The 23778-nt window shown below is 64.2% G+C and carries 24 protein-coding genes and 1 pseudogene; 16 read left to right on the plus strand and 9 right to left on the minus strand.

The window, feature by feature from the left end:
- Positions 1-2 precede the first annotated feature (2 nt).
- Positions 3-1286 (minus strand): glycosyltransferase, encoded by a 1284-nt coding sequence (locus HNQ71_RS10460; protein ID WP_184872513.1) that lies wholly within the window; start codon positions 1284-1286, stop codon positions 3-5.
- 10 nt (positions 1287-1296) lie between these two features.
- The gene (locus HNQ71_RS10465; RefSeq protein ID WP_184872514.1) at positions 1297-2235 is read right to left on the minus strand and encodes a GntR family transcriptional regulator; all 939 of its coding nucleotides are present in this window, start codon (positions 2233-2235) and stop codon (positions 1297-1299) included.
- A gap of 228 nt (positions 2236-2463) precedes the next feature.
- Between HNQ71_RS10465 and HNQ71_RS10470 the strand changes: the two genes are divergently transcribed.
- The 9 genes from HNQ71_RS10470 (at position 2464) to HNQ71_RS10510 (ending at position 10451) form a co-directional block, all read left to right on the plus strand.
- The gene (locus tag HNQ71_RS10470) at positions 2464-3519 is read left to right on the plus strand and encodes a polyamine ABC transporter substrate-binding protein (protein WP_184872515.1); all 1056 of its coding nucleotides are present in this window, start codon (positions 2464-2466) and stop codon (positions 3517-3519) included.
- A 99-nt stretch (positions 3520-3618) separates the two neighbouring features.
- Positions 3619-4461: an ABC transporter permease gene (locus tag HNQ71_RS10475; protein ID WP_184873311.1), complete on the plus strand. Its 843-nt coding sequence runs from the start codon at positions 3619-3621 to the stop codon at positions 4459-4461.
- Positions 4454-5248, plus strand: a complete 795-nt coding sequence (locus HNQ71_RS10480) for an ABC transporter permease (protein WP_184872516.1) — start codon at positions 4454-4456, stop codon at positions 5246-5248. The genes HNQ71_RS10475 and HNQ71_RS10480 overlap by 8 nt, the downstream gene beginning before the upstream one ends.
- Complete coding sequence (locus tag HNQ71_RS10485; protein ID WP_184872517.1) at positions 5245-6318, plus strand: ABC transporter ATP-binding protein; 1074 nt, start codon at positions 5245-5247, stop codon at positions 6316-6318. Before HNQ71_RS10480 ends, HNQ71_RS10485 begins: the two co-directional genes overlap by 4 nt.
- Positions 6319-6330: 12 nt before the next feature.
- Entirely contained in the window at positions 6331-7605 is a 1275-nt protein-coding gene (locus HNQ71_RS10490; RefSeq protein ID WP_184872518.1) for a glycosyltransferase, read from the plus strand.
- A 232-nt stretch (positions 7606-7837) separates the two neighbouring features.
- Positions 7838-8188, plus strand: coding sequence for a cupin domain-containing protein (locus HNQ71_RS10495; protein ID WP_027042933.1), 351 nt, complete (start codon positions 7838-7840; stop codon positions 8186-8188).
- 18 nt (positions 8189-8206) lie between these two features.
- Positions 8207-8548 carry a cupin domain-containing protein gene (locus HNQ71_RS10500; protein WP_184872519.1) on the plus strand — a complete coding sequence of 114 codons (342 nt, stop codon included), beginning with the start codon at positions 8207-8209 and terminating at the stop codon, positions 8546-8548.
- 29 nt (positions 8549-8577) lie between these two features.
- Positions 8578-8922: a cupin domain-containing protein gene (locus HNQ71_RS10505; protein ID WP_184872520.1), complete on the plus strand. Its 345-nt coding sequence runs from the start codon at positions 8578-8580 to the stop codon at positions 8920-8922.
- A 20-nt stretch (positions 8923-8942) separates the two neighbouring features.
- Positions 8943-10451 (plus strand): aldehyde dehydrogenase family protein, encoded by a 1509-nt coding sequence (locus tag HNQ71_RS10510; protein WP_184872521.1) that lies wholly within the window; start codon positions 8943-8945, stop codon positions 10449-10451.
- A gap of 41 nt (positions 10452-10492) precedes the next feature.
- Here the strand turns inward: HNQ71_RS10510 and bla are convergent, their stop codons facing one another.
- On the minus strand, positions 10493-11386 hold the full coding sequence (bla, locus tag HNQ71_RS10515; protein ID WP_210333861.1) for a class A beta-lactamase: 894 nt from the start codon (positions 11384-11386) through the stop codon (positions 10493-10495).
- Positions 11387-11484: 98 nt separating this feature from the next.
- Between bla and HNQ71_RS10520 the strand changes: the two are divergent.
- A pseudogene (locus HNQ71_RS10520) lies at positions 11485-12335 on the plus strand (LysR family transcriptional regulator); the annotation flags it as partial.
- 9 nt (positions 12336-12344) lie between these two features.
- On the opposite strand, the gene HNQ71_RS10525 reads toward HNQ71_RS10520, so the two are convergent.
- The 5 genes from HNQ71_RS10525 to HNQ71_RS10545 all read right to left on the minus strand — a co-directional run bounded on the left by HNQ71_RS10525 (position 12345) and on the right by HNQ71_RS10545 (position 17137).
- The gene (locus HNQ71_RS10525) at positions 12345-13106 is read right to left on the minus strand and encodes an SDR family NAD(P)-dependent oxidoreductase (RefSeq protein ID WP_184872523.1); all 762 of its coding nucleotides are present in this window, start codon (positions 13104-13106) and stop codon (positions 12345-12347) included.
- A gap of 10 nt (positions 13107-13116) precedes the next feature.
- Positions 13117-13929, minus strand: a complete 813-nt coding sequence (locus HNQ71_RS10530) for an ABC transporter permease (RefSeq protein WP_184872524.1) — start codon at positions 13927-13929, stop codon at positions 13117-13119.
- A complete protein-coding gene (locus HNQ71_RS10535; protein ID WP_246461451.1) occupies positions 13929-14792 on the minus strand; it encodes an ABC transporter permease in 864 nt (287 codons plus the stop codon). The genes HNQ71_RS10530 and HNQ71_RS10535 overlap by 1 nt, the downstream gene beginning before the upstream one ends.
- A 64-nt stretch (positions 14793-14856) precedes the next feature.
- A complete protein-coding gene (locus tag HNQ71_RS10540; protein ID WP_184872526.1) occupies positions 14857-16020 on the minus strand; it encodes an ABC transporter substrate-binding protein in 1164 nt (387 codons plus the stop codon).
- The gene (locus tag HNQ71_RS10545) at positions 16001-17137 is read right to left on the minus strand and encodes an ABC transporter ATP-binding protein (RefSeq protein WP_184872527.1); all 1137 of its coding nucleotides are present in this window, start codon (positions 17135-17137) and stop codon (positions 16001-16003) included. Before HNQ71_RS10545 ends, HNQ71_RS10540 begins: the two co-directional genes overlap by 20 nt.
- 114 nt (positions 17138-17251) lie before the next feature.
- Here HNQ71_RS10545 and HNQ71_RS10550 point away from each other — a divergent pair, with 114 nt between their 5' ends.
- Entirely contained in the window at positions 17252-18058 is an 807-nt protein-coding gene (locus HNQ71_RS10550) for a helix-turn-helix transcriptional regulator (RefSeq protein ID WP_184872528.1), read from the plus strand.
- Between the two features lie 7 nt (positions 18059-18065).
- On the opposite strand, the gene HNQ71_RS10555 is transcribed toward HNQ71_RS10550, so the two are convergent.
- Positions 18066-19016, minus strand: a complete 951-nt coding sequence (locus HNQ71_RS10555) for a LysR family transcriptional regulator (RefSeq protein WP_184872529.1) — start codon at positions 19014-19016, stop codon at positions 18066-18068.
- Positions 19017-19107: 91 nt separating this feature from the next.
- Here HNQ71_RS10555 and HNQ71_RS10560 point away from each other — a divergent pair, with 91 nt between their 5' ends.
- Genes HNQ71_RS10560 through HNQ71_RS10580 form a run of 5 tightly spaced genes read left to right on the plus strand, consistent with a single transcriptional unit; the run spans position 19108 to position 23762 of the window.
- A complete protein-coding gene (locus HNQ71_RS10560; protein WP_184872530.1) occupies positions 19108-19977 on the plus strand; it encodes a dioxygenase family protein in 870 nt (289 codons plus the stop codon).
- Positions 19974-21035: a maleylacetate reductase gene (locus HNQ71_RS10565; RefSeq protein ID WP_184872531.1), complete on the plus strand. Its 1062-nt coding sequence runs from the start codon at positions 19974-19976 to the stop codon at positions 21033-21035. The genes HNQ71_RS10560 and HNQ71_RS10565 overlap by 4 nt, the downstream gene beginning before the upstream one ends.
- Before the next feature lie 23 nt (positions 21036-21058).
- Complete coding sequence (locus HNQ71_RS10570; protein ID WP_184872532.1) at positions 21059-22339, plus strand: ABC transporter substrate-binding protein; 1281 nt, start codon at positions 21059-21061, stop codon at positions 22337-22339.
- Positions 22340-22341: 2 nt separating this feature from the next.
- Entirely contained in the window at positions 22342-23061 is a 720-nt protein-coding gene (locus tag HNQ71_RS10575) for an ABC transporter ATP-binding protein (protein WP_184872533.1), read from the plus strand.
- Complete coding sequence (locus HNQ71_RS10580; protein WP_184872534.1) at positions 23061-23762, plus strand: ABC transporter ATP-binding protein; 702 nt, start codon at positions 23061-23063, stop codon at positions 23760-23762. The genes HNQ71_RS10575 and HNQ71_RS10580 overlap by 1 nt, the downstream gene beginning before the upstream one ends.
- Positions 23763-23778: the final 16 nt, after the last annotated feature.

Here is a 23778-nt window from a genome sequence, read left to right on the forward strand (position 1 = left end):
GTTCATGTCCGTATCACAGAGAGTATGGCTTGCGCGGCCACATCCGTTCCGGGTTTCAGCGCCATATGGGCTGCATTGTCCCTGAGGCGGGCGCGCATTGCGTCATCGGCCAGCAGGCCGAGAATGGCTTTCTCCAATACTCCTTCGGTCCAGGCGTCACGGCCGATATGGTTGCCAACGCCAGTCTCCACGGCGCGCTGCGCATTGTCGTGCCCGTCCCAGCAATAGGGCATGATCAGCGACGGCACGCCAAAGCGCAGCGCTTCGCAAAAGCTGTTGTTGCCGCCGTGATGGATGAACAGGTCTGATTTCGCCACCACCGATGGCTGCGGAAACCAGGCGTCGAGGTAAACATTGTCGGGCACAGCGCGATAGGCGTCTCGCAGGCCGCCGGCATTGACGATGAAGCGGGCCGGCAGCCTGTCGAACACGGCCAGCATGCGTTCGATCAGGCCGACATCCATGGCGCCGAGACTGCCAAAACTTAGATAGACCAACGGCCCCTCATTGCGCGGGAATACAGGCACCTGGAACGGTCCTTCCGAACGCACGCAGCCTTCGAGATAGACGAAGCGAGCCGGGTCGAGCGGCTCGGCTCGCTCGCGACGCACGATCGTCGGCGTCAGCAGAAGGTTGAGATCTGGCGAGGCTTCGAGAAACAGGCCCTTCGGCAGCGGCGCCAGGCCGGCATCGGTGCGGAAGCGGTTGAAGCGGTCATGCGCCGGCGCCGAGGCCTTGAGATAGCGGGCCTCGAACGCCGCGCGTTGCGGGTCGTCGGCGCCAAGCCCCGACAGATAGGGCGGCACCCGCGCGTCCGGAAGCTCGGTTTCGGCGCAGGAAACGACACGCACCCACGGGCAGCCGGCGGCAGCTATGGCCGGGAACATGATGACATTGTCGAGCACCACCGCGTCCGGCTTCAGCCGCGCCAGCAATTGGCGCAGCGGCGCTTCGGCGTTGACCGCGGTGTCGACGATCGCTTGCCAGGTCGGGGCGACATAGGTTTCCAGCTGGTCGATCGGGCTCAGCCTGAAATGCGGCAGATGCCTGCGCACGAAGGCCTGCCAGTAGCTCTGGCGATCGCTGTCGCTCAGCGGTTCGTCGGTCGGCAGCTGGTATTCCTGAAAACCATAGTCGGCAAAGACACCGGAGAAGCCGGCATGGCAGATGAAGACGGGCCGGGCACCTCTCGCCCGCAGCGCCTGCGCAATGCCGACGCAATTCAACGCCGCGCCGAAACTCGCTTCGGGAAACAGCGCGATGGTCGGGCTGGCTCTGCGCGTCAACTAATCCTCGTCATTCCGGCCGGCTGATCATGCCGAACAGGGCGGGCGCCCCGCGACTGGCCGCTTGCGGTCGCTGGTTACGGGAGAGCCGCAGGTGAATGCGAAGCAGATCGGCCGCTACCTCATACTGCCGGCTTTCAAGATGGTCGAGTATATTCAGGTGCTCGCGCAGCGATTGCCGCAGCCGGAAGACGTTGACGCCGGCATAGATGCCCGGCAGCCGGCGCAGCCTGAGGTGATCGGCCAGCGCGTCGGTGATGAAGCGATTGGCGCAGCCCTCCGCCAGCATGCCGTGAAAATCGATGTCCAGCCGCTGGAACTCGCGTGTGTCGAATGCGGCGTCCGGCAGCGCCGACAGCGCTTCCATGCCTTGGCGCAAGGCCGCGGCGCGTGCGCCGTCCAATCGGAAGCCGGGCGTCAGGATGGCGGCGGGCTCCAGCAGCAAGCGGTACTCATAGCTTTCGCCTTGCGCCTCCGGGTCGTCAGGCGCGCGGCGGAATAACCAAGACTGGCCGGGCGCACGGTCGAGTAGATTCTCTTCTGTTAGTCTGTTAAGCGATTTTAGTACCGTCTTGCGCTCGGCATTGTACCGCCGCATCAAGCCCGCGACGGTCACCGTCTGATCCAGGCGCCGCGCCGACCGGTCGCGCAGGATCGCCTCGGCGAGCTCGTCCTCCTCGGTAAGCGGCAATTCAGCGGCGATAGCCGGCTGGCTCGTGAGGTCGACTGCAAGGTAATAGCCGGAATCCGCCTCCCAACGCACAACGCCCTGTTCCGCAAGCAGGCTAAGCGCCGCCCGCACCGGCGTACGCGACACATTGCACAGCGAGGCGATCTGCTGTTCGGGCAGGCGCGCGCCGGCCTCGAAGCCGCGCTGCCGGGCAACATCCAGGATGCGCTGCGCCAGGTCGAGGTGGTTGGTGCGGGGTCGTCGGGCGGCGGCTTGCATGACAATACTCGTGAACGGACATGACCTGTATGCTTTGACCGATCGGCGTCACGGACATAATCGGCCAGATTCCTCGGTCGTTTGGCAAATTATGGATTGACGTACTTTTTTCTGCAATAGTACTGTCAGAACAATCGGCACAAAAGACCGAGGGAACAGGATCGAGGCAGCGGCATGGGTCGCAGCCGGCGAATGAATTCGACGATCAACCATAATGGGGAACCTGTCATGACCGCCACCACCCTCTTGCGGCACCGTTCGCTGAAGATGCCGTCAATCGCACTTGGCCTGGCCTTGGCGCTGGCCGCACCGGCGGCTGCCGCCGACCTTGTCATTTCCAACTGGGACGGCTACATGGCGCCCGACGCCATGGCTGCCTTCAAGACCGCCACCGGAGTCGCCGGCGAAGTGGTTGTTCACGCCACCAACGAAGAGATCATGGGCAAGCTCATCGCCGCCGGCGGCAAGGGCTATGATGTGGTCTTCGTCTCCTCGCCCTTCGCCGAGGTGCTGAACAAGCTCGGCCTGACCGAGCCGATCGACCATGCCAAGGTGCCCAACCTCGCCAACCTCTATCCCGAAGCGACCAAGCTGCCGCACGATGTCGGCAACAATTTCTCAGTGCCTTACACCTGGGGCACGACAGGCCTCTGCTATCGCTCCGACCTGGTGAAGGTGGCGCCGACCAGCTGGAGCGACCTTCTCGCCCCCTCCGACGACCTCAAGGGCAAGACCACCATGCTGGCGACCGACCGCTGGCTGCTCGCCGCCGGCCAGCTCGACAAGGGCTTTTCGGTCAACGAGACCGATCCGGCCAAGATGGCCGAGGTCAAGGACCTGCTGATCTCGGCCAAGAAGACCCTGCTCGCCTATGACGACACCACCTTCTATTCGAAGCTGGTTTCCGGGGAGGCGCTGATGGTGCAGGCATGGGACGGCTGGTGCAATTACGGCATCGCCGAGAAGCCCGAGGTCAAGTACGTCATCCCCAAGGAAGGATCCGACCTGTGGGTCGACACGATGGTGGTGATGAAGGCTTCCGCCAACAAGGACGCGGCCTTCCAGTTCATCAACTTCATGCTCGACGCCAAGAACCATGCCTGGGCGGCGCAGAACATCGACTACAAGGTGCCGAACAAGCCGGCTATGGAAAGCCTGCCGGCCGATTTCCCCAACATGGCGATGCCGGTGGCCGACCTTGTCAAGTTCGAGCAGCTGCGAGACGTCGGCGACGCCCAGCGCGACTATTCGAAGATCGTCAGCGAGATCAAGGCCGCGCAGTAAGCAGCGGCAAACCAGACATCACGGCCGGCGGCGCTTCTGCTGCCGGCCTTGAGCGGTACCCAAACATTGTCCCAGACCAGACTTCGCTCCTCCTTGCTGATGGCCCCGGCGCTGGTCTGGCTGACCGCGCTGATGGTGGTGCCGTGCGCGCTGGTGCTGGCGCTCGCCTTCTTCCGCCGCGGCATCTATGGCGGCATCGAATACACCTTCACGCTGGAGAACTTCGGGCTGGTCTTCGACCCGCTCTATGCCGGCATCTTCCTCAAATCGGCACGCATCGCCGGCACTGCGACCCTGATCGCGGTGGTGATCGGCTATGCCGCCGCCTATGCCATATCAGCCGCACCGTGCCGGCTGCAGCCGGTGCTCTTGTTCTTCGCCGTACTGCCGTTCTGGTCCAACTACCTGATCCGCACCTATGCCTGGATCGTGCTGCTCAACCGCGAGGGCCTGATCACTCAGCTGCTGCGCTGGTTCGGCTACACCGGCGAGCCGCCTTCGATGCTCTATACCGAAGGTGCCGTCATCGCCGGCCTGGTCTACAACTACCTGCCCTTCGTCATCCTCGCCTGCTACGCGCCGCTGTCGCGTCTCAACCCCGAACTCGCCGAGGCCTCGCGTGACCTCGGCGCTTCGGCCATCACCACCTTTCGCCGTGTCATCCTGCCGCTGACCGTGCCCGGCATCGCCGCCGGCGCCGTGTTCGTCTTCGTGCTGTCGATCGGAAATTTCGTCACCCCTGCGCTGCTCGGCGGCGGCCGCTTCCAGATGATCGGCAATCTCGTCTACGACCAGTTCCTGACCGCCAATGACTGGCCCTTCGGCGCGGCACTCGCCATGATGCTGATCGCCATCATGCTGCTTGTGCTGATGGCACAGGCGCTGGCCGCGGATCGCGCCTCGGGCCGCGCCATCGAGGCGAGTGGAGGCGCCGATGGCTGAGCGGTCTCCCGCCACGCGGCGCACACTCTGGCTCGTGCTCAGCCTGGTCTTCGCCTTCCTCTACATTCCAATCGCCGTGCTGGTGGCGCTGTCCTTCAACGAAGGCGGGCTGCCGACGGCATGGTCGGGCTTTTCGCTGAAATGGTATGTCTCGCTGGCCGGCAATTCCGCGATCCTGTCCGCAGCGCTCAACACGCTGATCGTGGCGCTGGTCTCGACGGCCATCGCCACGCTGCTCGGCACGCTGCTGGCGATCGGCGTCGAGATGCGCCGGCATCATGGCAAGGGTCTCGAAGCGCTGATCTTCGCGCCGATGATCATTCCCGACATCGTGCTGGCGATCGCGCTGCTCTCGTTCTTCTCGATGCTCAACCTGACCATGGGGCTGCACACCATCATCCTTGCCCATGTCGTGTTCAACCTCGCCTTCGTCTGTTCGGTGGTGCGTGCCCGGCTGAAAAGCTTCGACTGGTCGATCGTCGAGGCGTCCACCGACCTTGGCGCCTCCGCAGTCACCACTTTCCGGCGGGTGACATTGCCGGTCATCCTGCCGGCGGTCATCGCCGGCGCGCTGCTTGCCTTCACGCTGTCGGTCGACGAGTTCATCATCGCTTTCTTCACCGCCGGCGCCGGGCGCGCTTCGACCACGCTGCCGATGCAGATCTACGCGATGATCCGCTTCGGCATCACGCCGGAGATCAACGCGCTGGCCACCATCGTCATGGCGGTGTCGATCACCGCGCTGACCCTGTCGCAGCAGCTCAACCGTGGGATGACAGGCCAATGAGCGAACCGCGCACGCTGCTGGCCATCGATCACGTGTCGAAGAATTTCGGCCGGGTGACCGCTGTCGACGGCATCTCGCTCGATATCCGCGAGAACGAGTTCTTCGCCCTGCTCGGGCCTTCGGGCTGCGGCAAGACCACGCTGCTGCGCATGCTGGCCGGCTTCGAGACGCCCAATGACGGCCGCATCCTGCTCGACGGCCGCGACATCGCTAGGACCCCGCCCAACAAGCGGCCGGTCAATCTGATGTTCCAGTCGTACGCGCTGTTCCCGCATATGAGCGTCAGGGCTAATGTGTCCTACGGCCTGGAAATGGAGCGTTTGCCGGCTAGCGAAATCCGCTCCCGCGTCGATGCCATCCTGGCGACGACCGAACTCGTTGCCTTCGCCGACCGCAAGCCGGAGCAATTGTCAGGCGGCCAGAAGCAGCGCGTCGCGCTCGCCCGGGCGCTGGTCAAGCGGCCCCGGCTGCTGCTGCTCGACGAGCCGCTCGGCGCCCTCGACAAGAAGCTGCGCGGCGCAATGCAATTGGAATTGAAGCGCTTGCAGCACGAGGTCGGCATCACCTTCGTCATCGTCACCCACGATCAGGAAGAATCGCTCGTCATGGCCGACCGCATGGCCGTGCTCAAGGACGGCAAGCTGCTGCAATGCGACACCCCACATGCGGTCTATGAGCATCCCGCCGATCGATTCGTCGCCGACTTCATCGGCGTGATGAATTTCGTGCCAGGCAAGGCCGTCACCGATGGCGTGCTCGCCGTCAATGGCGCACGGATCGCCGGCAAGGTTCCCGCTACACTTGCGCCCGGTGCGTCCGCTGTCGCCTCGGTGCGGCCCGAGCGCATCCGGCTTTTCCCGTCGGTGGAAACCGCCAACTGCACTACCGGCACGGTCGAGGCATTGGCCTATCACGGGCTCGACCTGCAGCTGCATGTCCGCACCCCCCTGTCGCCAAGGCCAGTTCTGGTGCGCGTCACCGCCGATGCCGCGGACCGCCGGCCGGTCTCGTCGGGCGACCAGGTCGAACTCGGCTGGGATGCCGCCGATGTCAGAATTTTCGCAGAGTGAAGGAGAAGCCTGATGGCGCAGAAGACGATCGCGTTTTTTCCCGAAGCGGCCTATGGCCCGGCGCTCAATTCCGTCGGCATCGCCCAGGCGGTAGAGGCGCGTGGACACAAAGCGGTGTTCCTGTCCGATCCCGGCTTCGTCGACGTCTACAAGGGCTACGGCTTCGCAGCCCATCCGGTGAACCTGTCCGAGCCGATGCCGCCCGAGCAGATGGCCAAGTTCTGGGAAGACTTCATCAACGGCCACATCCCGAACTTCCGCAAATCGCCCTATGACCAGGTCGAAAATTACGTAAAGGATTGCTGGACGGCGATCGTCGACAGCGCCAAATGGGCGCAGAAGGATCTGCCGCGCGTTCTGGCTGACATCAAGCCGGACGTCATCTGCGTCGACAACGTCATCCTGTTCCCGGCGATCAAGCAGTTCGGCAAGCCGTGGGTGCGCGTCATCTCCTGCTCGGAAAACGAGATCGAGGACGAGGACATTCCGCCGCATCTGTCCGGCTGCGGCGAGAACGACCATGCCGGCCACCAGCGCTACCGCGACCATTTCAACGCGGTGATCAAGCCGATCCATGACGACTTCAACGCCTTCCTCACCGCCAACAACGAGGCGCCCTATCCGATCGGCCAGTTCTTCGAAGCCTCGCCCTACCTGAACCTGCTGCTTTATCCCGAGGCGGCAAAGTTCAAGCGCCGCCATCCGCTCGATCCGGCAAAATTCCAGTATCTCGAAGGCTGCGTGCGGCAGGAAAAACCCTACACGATGCCGACCTTCGCTGAGAACAATGACGGGCCGCTGCTCTATGTTTCCTTCGGCAGCCTGGGCGCCGGCGATGTCGACCTGTTGAAGCGCATCATCGCGACGCTGGGCAAGACCCGCTACCGGGCGCTGGTCAATGTCGGCGGCTACAAGGACCAGTACACGGACGTGCCCGGCAACGTAATCGTCGAGAGCTGGTTTCCGCAGCCGTCGGTCATCCCGCAGGTCGATGCGGTGATCCACCATGGCGGCAACAACTCGTTCACCGAGTGCCTCTATTTCGGCAAGCCGGCGATCATCATGCCCTATGTCTGGGACGGCCACGACAACGCCACCCGCGTCGAGGAGACCGGCCACGGCTTCGGCATGCCGCGTTACGACTGGAACGATGCTGAACTGGTCGCCAAGATCGAAGCCTGCCTGACTGATCCGGCGATGAAGGCCAGGCTGGCAAAGACCTCGGCGCAGATGCACGCACAGAACGGCCCGGAAAAGGCTGCTGGATTGCTGGAGAGATTGCTGTGAGCGCGACGCTCGAAATGCCGAGCCAAGGCACCCCCCTCTGGCCTGCCGGCCATCTCCCCCTCAAGGGGGGAGATTGGATTTCGCGACTGCTTTCGCCAATTTTTTACGCTGGAAAAGGGGCGCCGAAGCCAAGGCTGCCGATCTCCCCCCTTGAGGGGGAGATGTCCGGCAGGACAGAGGGGGGCGTCGTAGAGCGAAGACGGATCAGAACTAGCGTCGAAGGAGCCTCCCTATGACCTCCTCCGCACCACACCTCCATCAGGCCTCGACCCGCACCGACCTCGTCGACTGGGGCGCCCAGCCGGATGCGTTGGACGGCGCGTCCCATTCCACGGGCAGGCTGGTGCACAAGGGGCCGAACAACCAGCCGGAATCGGGGATCTGGGTCTGCACGCCCGGCCGTTGGCGCCTCAGCATCCCGCGCGATGAATTGTGCCATTTCGTCGCCGGCCGTGCGACCTACAGGTCGGATGTCGGTGAAGTGATAGAAGTCAGTGCTGGAACCGTGGTCATGTTCCCGGCCGGCTGGACGGGCGAATGCACCGTGCATGAGACCATGCGCAACGTCTACATGCTGGCTTGAACCTCGGAGCTTGATGACATGCCGACACCGCATTGGCCGAAGGCCTCGACCGTGGACCTGGAGGATTGGGGAGCGGGCAGCAACACGCTCGCCGGCGCGCCGCGTGCCTCGGGTAAGATCCTGTCGCAGAACCCGGACGGATCGAGCGAATGCGGCCTGTGGTCATGCACGTCAGGCACGCGGAAGGTCACCTTCCCTGCCGACGAGTTCTGCCATTTCCTGTCGGGACGCGGCAGCTACGTTCATGACAACGGCGAAGAGATTCCGGTCGAGGCCGGCACGCTTGTGTTCTTCCCCGCCGGCTGGACCGGCATCTCCATCATCACCGAAACGCTGACCAAGGCCTTCATGTGCCGGTGAGCACCAATGCCATTCCAGGGAAAATCGATATGACAACGCCGATCATGAAATCCCCGCTCGCCATTACCGATCTCGTCGACTGGGGCGTCATCCCGACTATGATCGAGGGCGAATCCCACACTTCGGGCAAGCTGCTGCACAAGGGGCCGGAGGGCCGTTCGGAATGCGGCCTGTGGGTCTGCACGCCCGGCAAATGGCACTGCCGCGTCACCCGCGACGAGTTCTGCCACTTCCTCGAGGGCCGCTGCACCTATGTGCATGAATCCGGCGAGATCATCGAGATCGAGCCGGACACGGCGGCCTTCTTTCCGCAGGACTGGAAAGGCGTTTGCACCGTCCATGAGACGATCAAGAAGGTCTACATGATCCGCTAAGCGGGTCGGAGAGGATATCCATGCATTTCTCCCCTGACCGGCCGACTTTCTTCGTCAATCCCGATTACCGGCCGATGGCCGACGCGAACAAACCGGTGATCGATCCAGCGACGTTGGAAACGGTCGGCGCGATCGCCGCTGTGACAGATGGCGAGATCGATGCAGCGCTGACTGCCGCCACCAAGGCGCAGGTTGCCTGGAAAAAGCTCGACGCCAAGAGCCGCGCCAGGCATCTGCATGCCGTCGCCAACGCCATCGAGGCGGCCGACTTCACGCGCTGCGCCGAGCTGATGGTGCGCGAGATGGGCAAACCCTATCCGGAAGCCATCGGCGAGATCGCCAACTGCGCGCCGATCTTCCGCTACTATGCCGAGATGGCGCGCGACGATGCCGGCAAGATCGCCGGCACGACGCAGGCCGGCTCGTTCCAGTATGCACGCTACGAGCCCTATGGCGTCTCCGTCCACATCATGCCTTACAACTTCCCGATCCTGCTGATGTGCTGGACGGTCGCGGCATCGCTCGCCGCCGGCAATGCCTGCGTCATCAAGCCGGCTGAGGCGACGACGCTGTCGACGCTCGACTACATGACCGTGTTCCGCTCGCTGCCGGAAGGGCTGGTCTCCTGCCTGCCGGGTGGTGCTGCCACCGCGCAGGCGCTGATCGCCTCGGACCGCACCCATGCCGTCGCCTTCACCGGCTCGGTCGCCGCCGGCAAGGCCGTGGCGGTGGCCTGTGCCGAGCGCATGAAACCGTGCGTCATCGAGGCCGGTGGCAGCGATCCGCTGATCATCAGCCAACACGCCCCGCTCGAGGTCGCCGCCGCCGGCAGCGTCACCGCCGCCTTTCACCTCACGGGCCAGGTCTGCACCTCGGCTGAGCGCTTCTTCGTCGTCGACGCCGTGCATGACCGCTTCGTCGACCTGTTCGCCGAAAGGACACGCGCGCTGCGCATCGGCAACGGCATGGACAAGACCGAGATCGGCCCGCTGGTCAGCGAAGCCGCGCGGGCGAAGGTGATGCGGTTGGTCGACGATGCGATCGCGCATGGCGCCACGGCCATCACCGGCGGCCGCATTCCGCCTGCGCACAACACCGGCTGGTTCTACGAGCCGACGATCCTGACCGGCGTCACCCCTGACATGGCCATCGTGCGCGAGGAGTGCTTCGGCCCGGTCGCCGCGATCTGCCGGGTCAGGGATTTCGACGAGGCGATCCGGCTTGCCAATGACAGCCCGTTCGGGCTCGGCGCCTCGGTGTTCACCACCGACCTGGCCGAAGCGCATGAGGCCGCCGAGCGGCTCGAGGCCGGCATGGTCTGGGTCAACAACCCGCTGATCGACAATGACGCCTTGCCCTTCGGCGGCTGGAAGGCCTCCGGCCTCGGCCGCGAACTTGGGCGCCAGGGCCTCGACGCCTTCCGCCGCTCGAAGATGGTGATCATCGACCACAAACCGACGATCCAGGACTGGTGGTATCCCTACCCCGACAGCTGGTTCCGCGAGGCGGGCGGCCGCAAGCATGTATGAATGCAGCGGCGCGGCAGCACCGCGCCGCCCGATACAAGCATTTACGCCGCGATCGCTTCGACCAATGCCCGTGAGACAGAAGCAATGACGGCGTTGCGTTTGGCCAGGCTCTGTTTCGTGCCGGTCAGATAGACCGACATCAAGATCGGGTTGCCGGAAGCCGGCCAGATGACGGCCACATCATTGGTACTGCCGTGCGCGCCGGTTCCGGTCTTGTCGCCGCATGTCCAGCCTTTCGGCAGTGCCGCCCTTATGCGCTCGTCGCCGGTCTTGTTAGCCACCAGCCAATCGACAAGCTGCGCCCGGCCCTTTTCCGACAGGCTGTTGCCGATCGTCAGCCGTTCGAAATTGTCGGCCATGGCCAGCGGCGAGGTCGTGTCGCGCGCGTCGCCCGGCAGCGACTCGTTCAGCTCCGGCTCGATCCGGTCCAGCCTGGTCACCTTGTCGCCGATCGAACGCAGATAGGCTGTCAGCTGCGCCGGACCGCCAAAGGACTCCAACAACAGATTGGCCGCCCCATTGTCGCTGACCGTCACGGCCGCCTCGCAAAGCTGTGCCACCGTCATCGAGCCGCCGGCGTGTTTCTTGGTCGTCGGAGAGTTCGCAATGACGGCGTCGTGCGGAATCTTGATGCTGCGGTCGAGCTGCTCGATGCCGCCGTCGACACGATGCAGGATGAACGCCGCCGCAAGTGCCTTGAAAGTGCTGCACATGGGGAACAGCTCGCCCTCGCGATAGCCGAATTGCGCGGTCGTTCCGGAGATCCGGCAGGCCACGCCGAGCCGGCCGCCGCTTTTCGCCTCGATCTGCCTTATTTTCGGCAAGACCCCATCAAATTTTGTCGGGCTTATTGCCGCTTTCGCGATGGCGCCAACCGGGGCCGTCAAAACCACCGCGAGACCACTGATGAAATTGCGTCTGCTTGTCATGTCCATACTCTCTATCGCCCCGCGCAGCAGAACTGGACCGGATCCGGCGCCATCGCAAACGAGTAAACATCGCCCCCGCCATAAGAAAAATTAGGGCTGGGATGATGAAGCGATCGCACCTCCCATTGAATGGCTTGCGCGCCTTCGAGGCCTCCGCAAGGCATCTCAGCTTCACTGGCGCCGGCCTCGAACTGCGCGTCACCCAGGCCGCCGTCAGCTCAAGGGCCTTGAAGAGGCCCTTGGTATCAGGCTTTTCCGCCGATTGCCGCACGGCCTCGCTTTGAGCGAGGAGGGCGAGGCTCTGTTGCCGGTACTGAGCGACGCCTTCAACAGAATCAGCGTCACGCTTAACCGCTTCGAGGGTGGCCGCTTCAACGATATCGTCACCGTCGGTGTGGTCGGCACGTTCGCCTCGGGATGGCTGATCCCCAGATTGCCGGCATTTCACCAGGCCTATCCGGACATCGAGCTGCGCATCTCGACTAACAACAACCGGGCCAATCTTGCCGCCGACGGTCTCGATTTTGCCGTACGCTTCGGCGACGGCTCCTGGCAGGGCACCGAGAACACGCCGTTGCTGCCCGGCGGCTTCTCGCCAGCCTGCACGCCCGACATTGCCGCGCGTCTGCGCGACCCGTCCGATCTCGCGCGCGAAACGCTGCTGTGCTCCTACAGGGAAGACGAATGGCTACGCTGGTTCGAGACGGCAGGGTGCCATTGCCCGCCGATCAAGGGCATCGTCTTCGACTCATCGGTCACCATGGCGAACGCTGCCGTCCAGGGCGCCGGCGTGGCGCTGCTCCCGATTTCGATGTTCAGCCGTGAGCTCTGTTCCGCCCAGTTGGTGCAGCCTTTCGACTGTACGGTCGATGTCGGTCGGTATTGGCTGTCGGCGCGGCGCAGGCGCCAGAACTCGCAGGCAATGACGATATTTGCCGGCTGGTTGAAGGCCGAGACGGCTACTTCAGCCGATGCTTTCGCCACCGTCGATCACCAGCGCCTGGCCGGTCATGAAGGACGAGCGGTCGGAAACGAGGAACAGGATCGCCTCGGCGATCTCTTCGGCGCTGGCCCAGCGTCCCATCGGGATCTTGGTGCGGACATAGTTTTCGATCGCCTCGCGCCCCCCCATCTGGGCGATGAACGGTTCGTTGAACGGCGTGTCGACCCAGCCTGGGCAGAGCGCGTTGACGCGGACATTGTGCCTGGCATAGTCGAGCGACATCTGCCTGGTCATCGCCACCACGGCATGTTTGGACGTGGCGTAGGCGATCATTTCGCGGTCGTAGAACACGCCCGAATTGGAGGCGGTGTTGAGGATGACCCCGCCGCCCTGCGCGATCATCGACGGCATGGCCAGCCTGGCCGCCAGGAACTGCGCCCGCACATTGACCCGCCACGAGGCATCCATGCCGCCGACCTCGACTTCGGTCAGCGTACCGCCGACCTGGATACCGGCATGGTTGTGCAGGATGTCGATACGCCCAAGCTTGTCGAGGGTGCCGGTGATGAGCTGCTCGACCGCTGCGTCATCCGCGACATCGGTGGTGAGCGCCTCGGCCTGGCCGCCCGCCGCGCGGATGTCTGAAACCGTGGCCTCGCCGCTGGCCTGGTCCCTGTCGGCGATGACGACCAGCGCGCCTTCCCTCGCCATGATCATGGCGCCGGCGCGCCCGATGCCGGAGCCGGCACCCGTCACCACGGCGATGCGGTCTTTGAGGATCATGGTGCGACTTTCAGTTTGATGGTTTGCGTTGGCGCAGCTGCCATTGGGCAAGCACCACAAGCAGCACGGAGGCGACGAGCACGATCGTCGCGATGGCATTGATTTCCGGCGTCACCCCACGCCGGATCGACGCGAAGACATAGATCGGCAGCGTCGTCTGCGCACCGGCGACGAAGAAGGCGACGATGAAATCGTCGAAGGAGAAGGTGAAGGCCAGCAGGAAGCCGGCGACCACCGCCGGCATGATCTGCGGAAGGACGATGCTGCGGAACGTCGTCAACGGCGTCGCGTACAGATCGCTCGACGCCTCGACCAGGTTGCGGTCGAGGCTGCCGAGACGCGTACCGACGATCATCGTCACCAGCGCCATCGAAAACAGGCCGTGCGCCGCGATGATCGAGCCGTAGCCGAGCGACAGGCGCGGCGGCTGATCGTCGGGCCATATCGAGGCGAGGAACGGGTTGACGACCGCGAACAGCTGGACGAGTGCGACCAGCGTCGAGATGCCGATGACGACCCCGGGAACGACGATCGCGGCACCCAGAAGCGCATCGAAGACAGCGCGGGTCCGTAGACTGACGCGCGCCAGGCCAAGCGCGGCCGCAGTGCCGCACAGCGCCGCCAGCGAGGCGCTGGTGGTGGCGATGAAGAGGCTGTTCTTCAGCGCCTCGACCAGGAACGGGTTGGCCAGCGCCTTGCCGTACCATTGCACGGAAAAGCCGGTGAACTCGCTCGCATGATGCCCGGCGTTGAAGGAGAACAGCACCACAAGCGCGATCGGCAGGTAAAGGAAGGCGAAGACGGCAATGACGAAGGCGCGCATCAGATCAGATCCACCCGGCGGGCGCCCGAAACCCTGGTCGAGATGCGGTTGGCCGCAATCAGCACCACCACCGAGACCAGCACAAGCGTGATCGCGATGGCCGATCCGAACGGCCAGTTGCGCGACTGCAGGAACAGGTCGACCAGCGCATTGCCGATGAAGAACACCTTGCCGCCGCCAAGCAGCGTCGGGATCAGATATTCGCCGAGCAGCAGGATCATGACCAACGAGAAGCCGGTCATCACCCCCGGCAGTGACAGTTTCAGCGTCACGCCAAGGAACGTGGAGAGTGGCGTCGCGCCGAGATCGGCGGAGGCTTCCAACAGCCTGCGGTCGAGCCGCTCGAGGCTGACATAGATCGGCAGGATCATCAGCGGCAGATAGCCATAGACGATGCCGAGCAGCACGGCGCCCGGCGTGTTGATCAGCCTGATATCCTCGAAGCCGACATAAGCGAGCAGAGCCGGAATGCCGCGACCGCCCAGCACATACATCCAAGCATAAGTCCGCATCAGAAGGCTGGTCCAGAACGGAATGACGACGAGCGCCAGCAGGATCAGTCGCCAGCGCTGCGCCGCCTGCAGGGCTAGGTAGTAGGCCACCGGATAGGCGACGAGAAGACAGGCGAGCGCGCCCATCGGCGCCAGCATCATGGTGTTCCAGAAGGCGGTCGCCCGCGCCGGAAGATTGGCATATTGCGCCAGCGTAAAGGCCGCCTGGTAGCCGCCTTCCGGCGCGCGCTCGCCGACGCTGAACACGGCGATGGCGATGAACGGCAGCACCAGGAAGACCACCAGCCACGCCGCCGCCGGACCGAGCAGCAAGGCGGTCAGCAGATTATGACGAAATTTATTGCCGTGCATTGAAACCGCCCCGGTGCCGGCGGACATTTGCCCGCCGGTCAATTGTCTGCATCAGGCCGGTCGCTCAGGCCGACTTGAAGCGGGCCATCAGTTCGGCCCGGCCGGGATCGGTCAGCGTCGCCGCCGCACCGAACTCGAGCGGCGTCAACAAATCGGCCGCCGGATAGAGGATCGGATTGTCGAGCACCTCCTTGGGCAGCAGCTTGTTGACCCGCGCATCGGTCGACGGCGCACCGTTGGCCAGGTGCTCCTTGACCGCGACCTGCGGGTTCATCAGGTAGTTGAGGAGCGCGTAGCCGGCGGGCTTGTTCGGCGCGTCCTTGGGGATGGCGTAGAAATCGGTCCAGATCTCGCCGCCTTCCTTGCCCAGCACATAGGCGATCTCGGGGATGTCGCGATGCAGCTGCGCGCCGTCATTGGTCCAGCACATGGTCATCCAGGCGTCACCGGCGCGCATTCCCGGCTGGTAGTCGGATGAGACCGCGAACAGATGCGGCTTGACCTTCAGCAGCAATTCCTCGGCCTTGGCGAGTTCGTCCTGCTTCAGCGAGTTGAACGAATAGCCGTAATATTTCAGCGCGTTGCCGATCGTGGTCAGCTGGTAATCATGCACCATGGTGCGGCCGTCGCCCTCCGCCATGGCGGTGTCCCAGAACTCCTTCCAGCTGGTCATCGGCTTGGTCAGCTTCTTGGTGTTGACGGCAAAGCCGGTGGTGCCCCAGTTCTTCGGCACGGCGTAGGTCGTCCCGTCGATCGTGCCTTCCGAGGTGAAGCGCGGATCCTCCTGCGTGCCGTCGAAATTCGGCAGTTTCGCCATATCGAGCGCCTCGATGATACCGAGCTTCTTGTAGGTCGAGATCGTGTAGTTGGTCGGTACGAAAAGGCTCCAGCCCGACGCGCCGGCCTGCAGCTTGGCCAGCATTTCCTCGTTGGAGCCGAACACGTTGACCTCCACGGCAACGCCGGTGTCCTTCTTGAAATTCTCGAACGTCGCCGGGTCATGATAGTTCGGCCAGGTGGCGATCGACATACGGTCGCCGAGGCTCTCAGCGGCAAAGGCCGGCGTCGGCATGATGCCGATCTCGCGCGCCATCACCGCCGTCGCAATGCCGAGGCCGGTGAGGCCGAGGAAGTCGCGGCGGCCGATCGAGCCGCGCTTGAGGCGCATCAGCTGGTCCACGAAGTTTTCAGGGCTTATCGGCAGTCCATCACGATATGATTTCGACATGTTTGGTTACCCTCTGGTTGGTCCCGTTGTTCTTGGGGTCCGGAAACGCCAGGGGCGTTCCGGCGGCAAAGCCGATGGCGACGGGTTCACCCGGCTTGAAGAGATTGCCGTGGCCGATCAGGTGGTCGGCTCTGGCGAGCAGCGTTCCGATGCCCTGGACCTCGATCGCGTATTCCGCGGTCGAGCCGAGGAAAATCCGGTTACGGACGATGCCTTTGAACCGGCCGCTTCCGGGAGCGCCGAGACTGAGCGATTCGGGACGCAGGCTGACCGACACGGTCTCGCCCTTCTGCAAGGCCGTCCGTTTGCGCGCCGCAATGATCGTGCCGTCGGCAAGCGCGATGTCCACCAGCTCGCCGGAGTGCCCGGCGACCTTGCCGTTCAGCAGATTGGTCTTGCCGACGAAATCGGCAACGAACAGATCGACCGGCTCGTCATAGATCTCGTTCGGCTGACCGAGCTGGACGATGCGGCCGCCATTCATGACGCAGACGAAATCGCTCATCGACAGCGCTTCCTCCTGGTCGTGGGTGACCAACACGAAGGTGATGCCGATCTCGCGCTGCAGGTTTTGCAGCTCGATCTGCATGTCGGTGCGCAGCTTCTTGTCGAGCGCGGCCAGCGGCTCGTCGAGCAGCAGCACCGCCGGCTTGTTGACCAACGCGCGCGCCAGCGCGACACGCTGCTGCTGGCCGCCGGACAGTTCGTGGATCTTGCGGCGGCCATAGCCGGCGAGCCGCACCATGGCCAGCGCCTCGCCTGCCCTTGACGCGATCTCGCGCGACGAGAGCCGCGGCCGTGCCTGGCGCAGCCCGTAGGCGACGTTGTCCTCGACATCGAGATGCGGAAACAGCGCGTATTGCTGGAACACCATGTTGACCGGCCGCCGGTAGGGCGGCGTGCCGGCCATGTCCTGGCCGCGAATGAACACCTGGCCTTCGCTCGGCTGTTCGAAGCCGCCGATCATACGCAGGCAGGTCGTCTTGCCGCAGCCGGACGGTCCAAGCAGGGCGACAAAGGCGGAAGGCGGCACGGCAAGATCGATGCCGCTGACCGCGGTCACCGCGCCATAACGCTTGGTGACGCCGCGAAACTCGATGTCGGGCACTGCGGTCAAGGCTGCGGGCTCCAGCAACAGGGCAATTCCGGAACGCTACCAGAGCCAATGGCGGCTAGTATATACCTCGCAGGTGGTATATCTGATCTATTTTCTCGTTTAAGGGGGTATGGATTGTCCCGCAGCGACGAATACGGCCAGCTTGCCACGCTTGTCACCGCGACGCGGGAGACGAGCGGCGACCTCTTCGGCAAGGCGATGGTCGATTGGCTGCGCCAGCACGTCGACTTCGATCATTGCGTGATCTTCGGCTATCGCGGTGCTGCGCGCCCGCCGCTGCTGTTCGAGACCTTTTCGCCGGCCGAAAGCCACGTCTTCGTCGCGCTCTATCAGGAAGGGCCATACCTGCTCGACCCGTTCCACCACGCGGCGGTCGAGCGCAAGGAAGGGTTCTGGCGTATGCGCGAACTCGCCCCGGACCGCTTCTACGCCAGCGAATATTTTCGCTCCTACTACAGCCAGACCAGATTGGCCGAGGAGGTCGGCTTCTTCGTGCCTTTGCCGGGAAAAGACGCGCTGGTGCTGTCGCTGATGCGGCTGCGCGCATCGGGTCCGTTCGGCACCGCCGATGCCAGGCTTTTGCGCGACATGGCGCCGGCGGTGATCAGCTTCGCCAGATTGCGCTGGCCTGCGCTCCCGGCCGACGAGCCGGCCGAGACAAAGCAGGACGAGACGACCGCTCCGGTCAACGAGTTCGATCGCGCCCATATCTGGCAGAGCCTGTCGCTAACGCCGCGCGAAAAGCATGTCGTCGACCTGGTGCTGCAGGGGCATTCAACCGAATCGATCGCCAGGGCAATGCGCATCGTGCCGGGAACCGTGAAGGTTCACCGCCGCAACATCTATCGCAAGCTCAAGATCAAATCGCAGGCCGGCCTGTTCGCGCGCTTCGTCGAGATCATCGACGCACGGGTTCGATAGAGGACCTCTACGCGCCCCAGACCACCGCTTGCTCGTGGCGCTTGATCAGGTGCTTGAGATTGTCGAAACCCTGGCGGATGTGCTTGGCGAAGGCATCGACCGCCGGTGCGCGCGGCGTATCGGCGAGCCGCAGCAGGCCGAGTGCCCGCTCTGGGTGCGGGATCGCCACCGGCAGCGCCGTGATCGCTTTGTCCTTGCGAAAGGCAAAGACCACGCTGTGCGGCAGCACGGTCAGCGCGTCGGTTTGCTTCATGTAGTTGACGGCGCTGGTCAGCGAGCCGCCGGAATAGCGGATCTTTATCTCCGTGGCGCCCAGTGACAAAAGCAGGCTGCGCAAATCGTCCAGCAGCGGGCTGCCGGGCGGTGGTGCGATCCAGGGATAGTCGAGCAGGTCGCTGGTCTTCAGCTTGCGCCGCAGCAGCAACGGATGAGTGGAGCGGCAAGCGACGACATTGCGCCCCGGCAGGATCTCGCGGAACTCCATGCCCGATCCTTCTTCGAGAAGGTCGATCGGGCAAACCGCAAGGTCGATCCGGTCGGCGTTGATGGCCGCGCGCAGGTCGGACAGATAGCCATAGCTCTGGTCGACGCGCACATCCGGATAGGCGTTCTGGAAATCGGCGATCATGCCGGAGATCAGCGCGTCCATGAAGAACGGTGTGCCGCCGACCCGCACCACACCGGAGCGGCCCTGGCTGAAATTGGCGACAATGTCCGAGGCCTTGCGCGACGCCGCCAGCATCACCTGGCCATGATCGGCCAGCGCCCGACCGAGCGGCGTCGGCTGCAACGGCCGGCGCCCCTTCAGGAACAGCGGCTCGCCCAGCCGTTTCTCCAGCATCGACAGCGTGCGCGAAACGGCGGGCTGCGACAGGCCGACCAGTGCGGCGCCCTCGGTGACGCCGCCGGCCTGCACCACGGCCGCCAGCTGAATGAGATGCCTTTCATCGAGCTTCATACCGATATGGTATATTAAACCGGGCAGAAATCATCATTTTTGTGTGTGGCCTGCGCTAATGTCCCTTCCTGAGATGAAACCGGGAAGGAACATGTCACACGCTGGCAGACCGTCGTTCAACGAGACCAACTCCGCCGAGATGGTCGCCCAGCGCCTGTTGAAGGCCAAGGCCGGGCCGTTGCCGCGTTTCCTCGCGACCGTCGTCGACCATCTTCACCAGATCGTCAGGGAGACCCGCCCGACGGCGGCGGACTGGCGCCAGGCGATCGCCTTCCTCACCGAAATCGGCCACGCCAGTGATGATAAAAGACAGGAATGGGTGCTGCTGTCCGACCTGCTCGGCGTCAGCGCGCTGGTCGAGGACATCAACTTCCGACGTCCGAACGGTGCGACGCCCAACACCGGACGCGGCCCGTTCTATCGCGCCGACGCGCCGAGGCTGCCGCTCGGCGCCGACATTTCGCTGGATGGCGTCGGCACGCCACTCACCGTGTCGGGGCGGGTCATTGATCTCGACGGCATGCCCATATCGGGAGCGACGGTCGAAACCTGGCAAGCGAACGCACAAGGTTTCTACGAGAACCAGCAGCCCGATTTGCAGCCGGAATTCAACCTGCGCGGCGTCTTCACCACCGACAAGGACGGCCGCTTCCACTACCGCACGGTCAAGCCGGCCGGCTACGGCGTGCCAAATGACGGGCCGGTCGGGCAGATGCTTGGCCGGCTAAACTATCCGCTCGACCGTCCGGCACATCTGCATTTTCTCATCCGCGCCGACAATTTCGAGACGCTGACCACGCAAGTGTTCGATCGCGGCGACCCGCGCCTCGACGAGGACGCCTTGTTCGGTGTCAAGCCGGAGCTTGTCGGCGACTTCAAGCGTTTGAGCGGTGGCGCCGGCTGGTCGCTCGACTTCAGCTTCGTCATGGCGATGGCGCGCAAGGGGAGCCGGGCAGCATGACGAGGCAATTCACCTATTCCGGCAGCCCGGCGCATATCGTCTTCGGCAACGGCGCATCCTTGGAGGTCGGCGCCTGGGTCGAAAGGCTCGGCCGCGGACGCGCGCTGGTGCTTTCGACGTCGCACCAGGCCGGCGATGGCGACGCGCTGGCGAAGAAGCTGGGGGCACTGGCGGCTGGAACGTTTGCCGGTGCGGCCATGCACACGCCGGTCGAGGTGACCGAGGTGGCATTGGCCAAGGCGCATGAAGTCAATGCCGACTGCGTCGTCGCGCTCGGCGGCGGGTCGACCACTGGACTGGGCAAGGCGATCGCCTATCGAACCGACCTGCCACAGATCGTCATCCCGACCACCTATGCCGGCTCGGAAGTGACGCCGATCCTCGGCCAGACCGAGAACGGCTTGAAGACCACGGTTCGAGATGCAAAAATCCTGCCGGAAGTCGTGATCTACGATCCGGAACTGACCGTCGGCTTGCCGATCGCGATGAGCGTCACCTCCGGCCTCAATGCCATAGCGCATGCGGCGGAAGCGCTCTACGCGCAGGACCGCAACCCTGTATCGACGCTGATGGCCGTCGAGGGGCTCCGCGCCCTGAGCCAGGCGCTTCCCGTCCTGATCGAGGAGCCCAGGAATCTCGCCGCGCGTGGCGACGCGCTTTATGGCGCCTGGCTGTGCGGCACCGTGCTCGGCACCGTCGGCATGGCGCTGCATCACAAGATCTGCCACACGCTGGGCGGCTCCTTCGACATGCCGCATGCCGAGACCCATGCGGTGATGCTGCCGCACACGATCGGCTTCAACGCCGTCGCCGTGCCCGAATTGCTCAAACCCGTTGCCGATATCTTCGGCGGCAGCCCAGGTGGACGCCTGCATGATTTCGCCAAATCGGTCGGCGCGCCGCTGACGCTGAGGGAACTCGGCCTCGAGCAGGGCGACCTCGACCGCGCCGCCGAGATCGCGACCAAAAATCCGTACTGGAATCCGCGGCCCTTCGATCGCGCCGCAATCCGCGCCCTGTTGCAGGACGCGTGGGAGGGAAGACGTCCACAAGACTGACGGCAACAAAGGGAGGAACAACAATGATCACCAGACGCGAATTCATCCGCAACACCGCCGCCACTGGCCTGCTTGCCGGCACCTCGGGCCTGGCCATGCCGGCCATCGCCCAGAATGCGCCGATCAAGCTCGGCTATGTCAGCCCGCAATCGGGTCCGCTGGCGGCTTTCGCCGAGGCCGACAAGTTCATCATCGACGGTTTCCTCGCCGCCACCAAGGCGGCCGGCCTCAACTATGAGGTGGTGGTCAAGGACAGCCAGTCCAACCCCAACCGGGCGGCGGAAGTCGCCAAGGAGTTGATCGTCAACGACAAGGTCAATTTGATGCTTGTCGCCTCGACGCCGGAGACCACCAACCCGGTCGCCACGACCTGCGAGGCCGAGGAAGTGCCGTGCCTGTCGACGGTGGCGCCATGGCAGCCATGGTTCATCGGCCAGCAGGGCAATCCCGGCGACCCGGCCTCGTGGAAGCCGTTCAACTATGCCTACCATTTCTTCTGGGGTCTGGAGGACGTCATTGCCGTCTTCACCAACATGTGGGCGCAGGTCGAGACCAACAAAAAGGTTGGCGGCCTGTTCCCCAATGATGGCGACGGCAACGCCTGGGGCGACGGCACGGTCGGATTTCCGCCGGTGCTGGCCAAGGGCGGCTACGGGCTGACCGACACTGGCCGCTACCAGAACCTGACCGACGATTTCTCGGCGCAGATCAACGCCTTCAAGGGCGCGTCGTGCGAAATCATCACCGGCGTGATGATTCCGCCCGACTTCACCACCTTCTGGAACCAGGCCAAACAGCAGGGTTTCACGCCCAAGGTGGCGTCGATCGGCAAGGCACTCTTGTTCCCGCAATCGGTCGAAGCGCTCGGCAAGTCCGGCCACAATCTGTCATCGGAAGTTTGGTGGACGCCCAACCATCCGTTCAAGTCGTCGCTGACCGGCGAAAGCTCGGCGCAGGTCGCGGAGGGCTTCACCAAGGCCACCGGCCGGCAATGGACGCAGCCGATCGGCTTTGTCCACGCGCTGTTCGAGATCGCCGCCGACGTCATGAAACGAGCCGGCGAAGCAGGCGATGGTGACAAGGTGGCGGCAGCGATCGCCGCGACCAGGCTCGACACGCTGGTCGGGCCGATCGCCTGGGACGGCGCCAAACTGCCGCCCTTTGCCGCCAAGAACATCGCCAAGACGCCGCTGGTCGGCGGCCAATGGCGGCTGAAGGATGGTGGCGGCTACGATCTCGTCATCACCGACAACAAGACCGCGCCCAACATCCCGACCGGCGGCAACATGGAAGTGATCGGCTGACAATGCCCATCCTCGCGCTCTCCAATGTCTCGAAACGCTTCGGCGCTCTCACGGTCGCCAACGCGGTTTCGTTCGAGCTGCGGCAGGGCGAGGCGCTCGGCATCATCGGCCCGAACGGGGCGGGCAAGTCGACACTGTTCAACCTGATCACCGGCAACATCGCCGTCGACGCCGGCACCATCACCTTCGATGGTCGGGACGTGACACGGCTGCCACCCATGCAGCGTTGTTTTGCCGGCGTCGGACGCTCCTTCCAGATCCCGCAGCCTTTCGAGAAACTGACCGTGTTCGAGAACCTGCTGGTCGCCGGCGCCTTCGGGGCAAGAAAGACCGAAGCCGAGGTCGGCGACCGCTGCGCCGAGATCCTGGTCGAGACCGGGCTGATCGACCGCGCCAATCATCCGGCCGGCGGCTTGAGCCTGCTGCAGCGCAAGCGGCTTGAGCTTGCCCGCGCGCTGGCGACCGAACCCAGGCTGCTGCTGCTGGACGAGATCGCCGGCGGCCTGACCGAGGGCGAATGCGGCATGCTGGTCGACACCATCCGCGCCATCCACAAAGGCGGCATGTCGATCATCTGGATCGAGCACGTGCTGCATGCGCTGAATTCGGTGGTCGAGCGGCTCCTCGTCCTCAATTTCGGCAAGGTTATCGGCATGGGCGCGCCGGATCCCGTCATGGCATCGCGTGAGGTCCGCGAGATCTATCTCGGGATCGAAGTGTGATGGCGCTGCTCGAGACAAGAGGACTGACCGCCCGCTACGGCGACTTCCAGGCACTGTTCGGCGTCGACATCGCGCTGGATGAAGGCGAGACCATAGCCATCATCGGCGCCAACGGCGCCGGCAAGACGACGCTGATGCGCTCGATCTCCGGCATATTGGCCAACCAGCCCGAAGCGGTGCTGTTCGATGGCGAAGAAATCGGCGCCCTGCCCGCCCCCGACATCGTCGCGCGCGGCATCGCGATGGTGCCGGAGGGGCGAAAGCTGTTCCCGTCGCTTAGCGTCGAGGAGAACCTGCTGATCGGTCGCTATGGTCGCGCCGTTGCCGGGCACTGGAGCCTCGAAAGCGTCTATGAGCTGTTCCCCATCCTGAAAGAACGGCGCACCAATCCGGGCACGGCGCTGTCCGGCGGCCAGCAGCAGATGGTGGCCATCGGCCGCGCGCTGATGTCCAACCCACGCGTGTTGCTCTGCGACGAGATCAGCCTTGGCCTGGCGCCGGTCGTCATCAGGGATATCTACGCCGCCTTTCCACGCATCCGCGCGGCCGGCGCCTCGATCGTCATGGTGGAGCAGGACATCGGCCAGGCGCTGAAGGTCAGCGATCGCGTCTATTGCATGATGGAAGGCCGCATCACCCTCTCCGGCGCGCCGGCTGCACTGACGCGCGAGGCCATTCACTCCGCCTATTTCGGGCATTGAGGGGCGGCGATGCGAG

It is taken from the genome of Mesorhizobium sangaii (assembly GCF_014207355.1).
Taxonomy (GTDB): Bacteria; Pseudomonadota; Alphaproteobacteria; order Rhizobiales; family Rhizobiaceae; genus Mesorhizobium; species Mesorhizobium sangaii.